Source organism: Sphingomonas sp. 66-10, assembly GCF_001897045.1.
Lineage (GTDB): Bacteria > Pseudomonadota > Alphaproteobacteria > Sphingomonadales > Sphingomonadaceae > Sphingomonas > Sphingomonas lycopersici.
The window spans coordinates 1-6,687 of sequence record NZ_MKRR01000152.1 but is presented as its reverse complement, the minus strand read 5'-3'; the positions used below and the strand labels follow the sequence as shown (position 1 = coordinate 6,687).

Here is a 6,687-nt window from a genome sequence, read left to right as displayed (position 1 = left end):
GCGGCACACCTGCTTGCCGCCTTGCACGTCCTGGAATTGCGGCATGCATTTGTCGGGGCCGTAATTGGGGGTGAGCGGGACGATGAAATCGTCGATCCGCTGCTTGGGCACCGGCTGGCCGTTGAGGATCAGCACGCCGCCTTTCATCTGCACCGTATCGCCGGGCAACCCGATCACGCGCTTGATCACGTCATGATCGTTGGCCGGGGGGCCGCGGAACACCACGGTATCGCCGCGCGTCGGCGTGCCGCCGAACAGCCGCCCCGGAATCGGCGGGAAGCCGAACGGGAGCGACCAGCGCGAATAGCCGTAATTCCATTTCGAAACGAACAGATAGTCGCCGATCAGCAGCCGCGGCAACATCGATTCGGACGGAATCGAGAAAGGCGCGAAGACGAAGCTGCGGAACAGCCAGACGATGATCGCCAGCTTGACGAGAAAGCGCAGCGTATCGCGCATTTCCGATTTTTTGGGCGCCGCGGCGGCGGCGGTCGCCTTGCCGATCGGCTGCGGGATATCGTCGGGCGGGGTGTCCTGTTCGGCCATGCGGCCCGGCGTTGCCCAAGCACGCGCGCGCGTCAAGCCGCTGGCGTGTGGAACCGCGTATCGGTAACTGCTGTTCCGAGTTGAGTACAGGAAGGCGGATCATGGCGGACTGGTCGACGATCGCGGCATTGCCGCAGCAGAAGCTCACCCAATTGTTCGACGCGGATGCCGGGCGGCTCGAACGCCTGTCGCTCGATGTCGCGGGGATCCATTTCGATTTTTCCAAGACGCATCTTACCGCCGAGATGATCGCGGCATTCGATGCACTGGCGCGGGCGAGCGATCTTGCCGGCAAGCGCGAGGCGATGTTCGGCGGCGCGCATGTCAACGTCACCGAGGATCGCCCGGTCGAGCACACCGCCGAGCGCGGCGAGGGCAATCCCGAAAGCGTGCGCCGCGCGCGCGGCTATCATGCGCGGATGCGCGCGCTGGTCGACGCGATCGAGGCCGATGCGTTCGGGCCGGTGCGGCATATCCTCCACATCGGGATCGGCGGATCGGCGCTGGGGCCGCATCTGCTGGTCGATGCGCTCGGGCGCGATTCGGATCGCTACGACGTCGCGGTCGTCTCCAATGTCGACGGCATGGCGCTGGAGGATGTGTTCAACCTGTTCGATCCGGCCGCGACGCTGCTGGTGGTCGCGTCCAAGACCTTCACCACCACCGAAACGATGATGAACGCCGAGAGCGCGATCGCGTGGATGACCGAGCACGGGGTCGAGGACCCCTATGGCCGCGTCGTCGCGCTGACCGCCAGCCCCGACAAGGCGATCGAATGGGGTGTCGACGAAACCCGCGTGCTGCCGTTCAGCGAGGGCGTCGGCGGGCGCTATTCCTTATGGTCGTCGATCGGCTTTCCCGCCGCGATCAAATTGGGGTGGGACCAGTTCGAGGAATTGCTCGAGGGCGCGGCGGAGATGGATCGTCATTTCCGCCTTGCCGCGCTGCACGAGAATGCCCCGGTGCTCGCCGCCTTCGCCGATCTTTATTACACCCAGGTCCGCCGCGCCGAGACGCGCGCGCCCTTCGCCTATGACGAAAGGCTGCGGCTGCTGCCCAGCTACCTTCAGCAGCTCGAGATGGAATCGAACGGCAAGGGCGTGACGATCGACGGCAAGCCGGTGACCTATCCCACCGCCGCGATCACCTGGGGCGGGGTCGGCACCGATGCGCAGCATGCGGTGTTCCAGCTGCTGCATCAGGGGACGCATCTCGTCCCGGTCGAATTCCTCGCGGTGATCGAACAAGGCGATACGCTGCCCGAGGAGCATCACCGCCAGTTGCTGCTCAACGCCTTTGCGCAGGGCGCGGCGCTGATGAAGGGGCGCGAAAACCGCGACGATCCGGCGCGCGCCTATCCCGGCGACCGCCCCTCGTCGACCTTGCTGCTCGACCAGCTCGACGCGCGGACATTGGGCGCGCTGATCGCTTTCTACGAGCATCGCGTGTTCGTGAACGGCGTGCTCTTGGGGATCAATTCCTTCGACCAGTTCGGGGTCGAGCTGGGCAAGGAAATGGCCAAGGCGGCGGCGAAGGGCGGGGGGAGCTTCGATCCCTCGACCGACGACCTGATCCGGCGCGCCGGGCTGGCGTAAGCAATCACCGTCATTCCCGCGAAGGCGGGAATCCATTCTCGCAGGTCAGGGAAAGAGCCGCCCCGCCAGCCAGAATGGATTCCCGCCTTCGCGGGAATGACGGCGGTGGGCGCGGTTTCTGAACACTCCTTTACAGTGATCGGGATTTTGATCCTTTCGTCGAGCACCTCGGGCTCATATCTGCGCTCGACAGCGCTCGCGGAGACAGTTGAATGGCCGAATACGATTATGACCTGTTCACCATCGGCGCCGGCTCGGGCGGGACGCGTGCGAGCCGGGTGGCGGCGGCGCATGGCGCGCGGGTGGCGGTCGCGGAGGAATATCGCGTCGGCGGCACCTGCGTCATCCGCGGCTGCGTGCCCAAGAAACTGCTCGTCTATGGCGCGCATTTCGCCGAGGATCTGAAGGACGCCAAGCGCTTCGGCTGGCAGGTGCCCGACGAATGCGCGTTCGACTGGAAGACGCTCCAGGCCAATGTGCTGGCCGAGGTCGACCGGATCAACCTCGCTTATACGCATACGCTCGAAACCAACGGCGCGGAGATCATCCACCAGCGCGTCACGGTCACCGGCCCCAACGAGCTGACGCTCGCCGACGGGACCAAGAAGACCGCCAAGACGATCCTTGTCGCGACCGGCGCGCATCCGCACATCCCGCAATTCCCCGGGCACGAACATGGCATCACCTCCAACGAGGCGTTCCATCTCGAGGCGATCCCGAAGCGCGTGCTGATCGCCGGCGCGGGCTATATCGCCAACGAATTCGCCGGCATCTTCCACCAGCTCGGCGCGCACGTCATCGTGATGAACCGCACCAAGGAAATCCTGCGCGGCTACGATCTGCAGATCCGCGACCGGCTGCTCCAGATCAGCATGATGAAGGGGCTCGAATTCCGCTTCGACGCGACCTTCGAGAAGATCGACAGGAACGACGACGGCTCGCTCACCGTCCATATGTCGGGGCACGAGCCCGCGACCGTCGATTGCGTGATGTACGCCACCGGCCGCCTGCCCAATACCAAGGGGCTGGGGCTGGAGAATGCCGGGGTCGAGCTCGACGAGAAGGGCGCGGTGAAGGTCGACGCGCACAATCGCACCACCTGTCCGTCGATCTATGCGGTGGGCGACGTCACCAACCGCATCCAGCTCACCCCGGTCGCGATCCGCGAAGGGCAGGCGTTCGCCGAGAATATGTTCGGCGGCGGCAATGTGACGGTCGATTACGACAATGTCCCCAACGCCTGTTTCAGCCACCCGCCGATCGCGGGGGTCGGGATGACCGAGTCGGAGGCGCGGCAGAAGCTCGGGTCGGTGAAGGTCTATTCGTCCGATTTCCGCCCGATGAAGAACGTCCTCGCCGGGCGCGACGAGCGGGCGCTGTACAAGATGGTGTGCGACGGCGAGACCGATCGCGTCGTCGGCATCCATATGATCGGGCCAGACGTGGCGGAGATCATCCAGTCCGCTGCGGTCGCGGTGAAGGCCGGGCTGACCAAGGCGCAATTCGACGCCACCGTCGCGCTCCACCCGACGATGGCCGAGGAGCTGGTGCTGCTGAAATAAGGCAGTCCGTCTACACGCTCACTCCGTCCCCCCGGCCTCGAGCCGGAGTCCATCGTGCCTCAGGCTTCGCGGCAAGAACCTCATGTCTCGCGCGTGCCTCCCGATGGACCCCGGCTTGAGGGCGGGGGGACGGGGGGTGAATATCGATCAGTGTGCGCATGAAGGATAGCGGGGGTTGCCTCCCCGCCCGCAAGGGCTATGTCCCAACCCAATTCCCGCTGGAAACATGAAGCGAGCGACCATGGCTGACGAATTCGACTTTGACGTGCTGGTGATCGGTGCCGGCCCCGGCGGCTATGTCGCGGCGATCCGCGCGGCGCAGCTCGGGCTCAAGACCGCCTGCGCCGAGAGCCGCGAGACCTTGGGCGGCACCTGCCTCAACGTCGGCTGCATCCCGTCGAAGGCGATGCTCCACGCGTCGGAATATTATGACGCCGCGGCCAACGGCGCCTTCGCCAAGCTCGGGATCAAGGTGACCCCGGAGCTCGATCTCGATACGATGCACGGCCAGCGCCGCGATGCGGTCAAGCAGCTCACCGGCGGGATCGAATTCCTGTTCAAGAAGAACAAGGTGACCTGGCTCAAGGGCAAGGCCAGCTTCGAAGACGCGCATAAGGTGAGGGTCGGCGACCAGACAGTCACCGCGAAGAATGTCGTCATCGCCACCGGTTCGTCGGTCACCCCGCTGCCCGGCGTGACGATCGATCAGAAGGTGGTGGTCGATTCGACCGGCGCGCTCGAACTGCCCAAGGTGCCCCAGCATATGGTGGTGATCGGCGGCGGGGTGATCGGGCTCGAGCTCGGCAGCGTGTGGCGCCGGCTCGGCGCCAAGGTCACCTGCGTCGAATTCCTCGACCAGATCCTCCCCGGCTTCGACGGCGAGGTCCGCAAGGAAGCCAATAAGATCTTCAAGAAGCAGGGGATCGAGTTCAAGCTCGGCACCAAGGTGACCAATGTCGCGGTCAACGGCGACACCGCGACGCTGACGTTGGAGCCCGCCGCGGGCGGCGAGGCGACGACGATCGAGGCGGATAGCGTGCTCGTCTCGATCGGCCGCAAGCCCAACACCGACGGGCTCGGCCTCGAAAAGATCGGTCTCACTCCCAACCAGCGCGGCCAGATCGAAACCGATCACGATTTCCGCACCGCGGTTTCGGGCGTGTGGGCGATCGGCGACGTCATCCCCGGCCCGATGCTCGCGCACAAGGCCGAGGACGAAGGGATTGCGGTCGCGGAGAATATCGCCGGCCAGCACGGCATCGTGAACCATGATGTGATCCCCAGCGTCGTCTATACCTGGCCGGAGATCGCCGGGGTCGGACTGACCGAGGAAGCCGCCAGGGAGCGCGGCGAGGTCAAGGTCGGCAAATTCCCGATGCTCGCCAACAGCCGCGCCAAGACCAACCACGAGCCTGACGGCTTCGTGAAGGTGATCGCCGATGCCAAAACCGATCGCGTGCTCGGCGTGTGGTGCATCGCCTCGGTCGCGGGGACGATGATCGCGCAGGCGGCGCAGGCGATGGAATTCGGCGCGACCAGCGAGGATATCGCCTACACCTGCCACGCGCACCCGACGCACAGCGAGGCGATCAAGGAAGCTGCGATGGCAGTGACGGGGAAACCGATTCACATCTGACCGCGCCAAGCCGCAGCGAAAGCTGCGGCGCGGCCTCGCCGCGGTCAGATCGACCGGCGGCGCCTCAAGCGGCGTCCGACGACGCGGCTTTGCCGCGGCGGGCCGGCTTTGTGTTCAACCGTTCGCCGCGAGCCCGTCCTTCGACGAGCGCATGGCGAACGGAGAGGCCGTAGCGCCCGATACGCCGCTTAACCCGCCCCCAGCTCCTTGCGCACGATCCGCGTGCCCTCGACCATCGCCGCCAATTTGCCGAAGGCCACGTCGCGCGAATGGTATTTCATCCCGCAATCGGGCGCGATCCACAGCCGGTCGGCCGAGACGTGGCGCAGTGCCTCGCGGATCCGCGCGGCGATCAGTTCGGCGGGCTCGATCTCATTGTGCGACAGGTCGAGCACGCCATACATGATGATCTTGTCGGGCAGCTCGGCGAGGATCGACGGATCGAGCCCCGGCTGCGCCGCCTCGACCGAGATGACGTCGATCCGCGAGCGGTTGAGCTCGGTCAGGAAGTCATAGGCCTTGGGCTTGGTCACCGAATTGCCGTGGACCAGAGCATAGCCGAAGCAGATGTGGAGCGCGGTGGTGCCGGTCACCCCGTCCAGCGCGCGGTCGAGCGCGGCGAGCGCATAATCGCGCGCATCGTCAGCGCGCGCCTGCATGTACGGCTCGTCGAGCTGGACGACATCGACCCCGGCGGCGAACAGATCCTTGATCTCGGCATTGACCGCATCGGCATAGTCCATCGCCAGATCGGCGTCGGTGGCATAATGGTCGTTCTGCGCCTGTTTGGTCATCGTGAACGGGCCGGGGAGGGTGAGCTTCACCGGGCGCGACGAATGGCGCTTGAGGAATTCGGCGTCCTGCACCTCGATCCCGCCGATGCGGCGGATCGGGCCGGCGACGCGGGGTGCGGGATTGGGCTTGCCGGTGCGGTCCATCGCGACGCCCGGATTGTCGATGTCGATCCCGCTCAGCGCATTGGCGAGCCGATTGGAATAGCTTTCGCGTCGCATCTCGCCGTCGCCGACGATATCGATCCCGGCGAGCTCCTGATCGCGGATCGCCACCAGGGTCGCGGCCTCCTGCGCGTCGCCCAGCCACGGCTCGGGGATGCGCCACAATTGCTGCGCGCGGACGCGCGGCGGTAGGCTCGCCTTGAGTCGCTCGCGATCGATCAGCCAGTCGGGTTGCGGATAGCTGCCGACGATCGTCGTCGGCAGGAGAATGTCGTTGGCCATATCGCCCTTTCAGCAAAGATGCCTCAGGGTACTTAGTGAGCTAAATAATATCAAGCGTTGTGGCTGTAAGCTCCCCTCCCTCGTGAACGGAGGGGCTAGGGGGGTATGGG

At 65.5% G+C, this 6,687-nt stretch carries 5 protein-coding genes; 3 read left to right on the top strand and 2 right to left on the bottom strand.

Features of this window, described 5'->3' with window-relative positions:
- Positions 1 to 459, bottom strand: a 459-nt coding sequence (gene lepB, locus BGN95_RS23535) for a signal peptidase I (RefSeq protein ID WP_286774231.1), incomplete at its 3' end; no start/stop codon positions are given.
- Between the two features lie 188 nt (positions 460 to 647).
- On the opposite strand from lepB, the gene pgi reads away from it, so the two are divergent.
- From pgi to lpdA, 3 genes are all read left to right on the top strand, one after another.
- Complete coding sequence (pgi, locus tag BGN95_RS23530; RefSeq protein ID WP_286774202.1) at positions 648 to 2,141, top strand: glucose-6-phosphate isomerase; 1,494 nt, start codon at positions 648 to 650, stop codon at positions 2,139 to 2,141.
- A gap of 212 nt (positions 2,142 to 2,353) precedes the next feature.
- Positions 2,354 to 3,703, top strand: a complete 1,350-nt coding sequence (gene gorA / locus BGN95_RS23525) for a glutathione-disulfide reductase (RefSeq protein WP_286774201.1) — start codon at positions 2,354 to 2,356, stop codon at positions 3,701 to 3,703.
- Positions 3,704 to 3,944: 241 nt separating this feature from the next.
- Entirely contained in the window at positions 3,945 to 5,339 is a 1,395-nt protein-coding gene (gene lpdA, locus BGN95_RS23520) for a dihydrolipoyl dehydrogenase (RefSeq protein ID WP_265314267.1), read from the top strand.
- A 188-nt stretch (positions 5,340 to 5,527) separates the two neighbouring features.
- Here lpdA and BGN95_RS23515 read toward each other — a convergent pair whose 3' ends face one another.
- Entirely contained in the window at positions 5,528 to 6,577 is a 1,050-nt protein-coding gene (locus BGN95_RS23515) for a 5-methyltetrahydropteroyltriglutamate--homocysteine methyltransferase (protein ID WP_265314268.1), read from the bottom strand.
- Positions 6,578 to 6,687: the final 110 nt, after the last annotated feature.

Excerpts from the sequence above, each read along its gene's own strand:
- pgi (WP_286774202.1), top strand. The coding sequence starts at position 648 with ATGGCGGACTGGTCGACGATCGCGGCATTGCCGCAGCAGAAGCTCACC.
- gorA (WP_286774201.1), top strand. The coding sequence starts at position 2,354 with ATGGCCGAATACGATTATGACCTGTTCACCATCGGCGCCGGCTCGGGC.
- lpdA (WP_265314267.1), top strand. The coding sequence starts at position 3,945 with ATGGCTGACGAATTCGACTTTGACGTGCTGGTGATCGGTGCCGGCCCC.
- BGN95_RS23515 (WP_265314268.1), bottom strand. The coding sequence starts at position 6,577 with ATGGCCAACGACATTCTCCTGCCGACGACGATCGTCGGCAGCTATCCG.